General features: G+C 36.8%; 1 protein-coding gene. It reads left to right on the top strand.

What is annotated here, in order from left to right:
• A partial coding sequence (locus tag R8N49_RS29280; RefSeq protein WP_318190715.1) for a M48 family metalloprotease occupies positions 1–568 on the top strand: 568 nt, incomplete at both ends.

Raw genomic sequence — 568 nt, 5'->3', positions numbered from 1 at the left:
AGCGATAATTTAGCGTTTGAAGACTATATCGACGAAAAACATAAGGACAATATAGCGAACCTTGATGAGATAAAAGACTTTGATTTTGACCGAGAAGCTTATATGGAAAGCGGCAACGTTGAGAACATTGAGTTACCAGCCATTAAATATAAAACGGTTCCGTTTGACACCTTGAACATTGCCCATGTATGTGAAAAGTTTTCAGGCAATGACGTCAAAGTAGTTAATAATTCTAACAGTGAAAAAAATGAAGAAATTGTGAGACATATTGCTCACCGTATTAATGGCGTGTTTGGATGTGATCTTGCTGTTCAATATGAAATTACTGAATCGGAAATATACGGTGCATTGGTTAGAAATAACAAAATTGTATTAACTTCAGGAGTATTTTCTGAGTCTCATTATATTGATGAAATCGTTTTTATCATCGCCCATGAAATGGTGCATCATGTTCTACTTCACAATCAGCAGATCAATCTAATTCGCTCAAAAAAGACTCGCGAGACTAATAGAGCAGCGAGAGATATCTACGTTTACCTTAACACAACCGCTTGGGCAGAAGTGGCGG

This window comes from Vibrio sp. 1978 (assembly GCF_033344345.1).
This window is presented reverse-complemented; position numbering and strand designations above follow the sequence as displayed.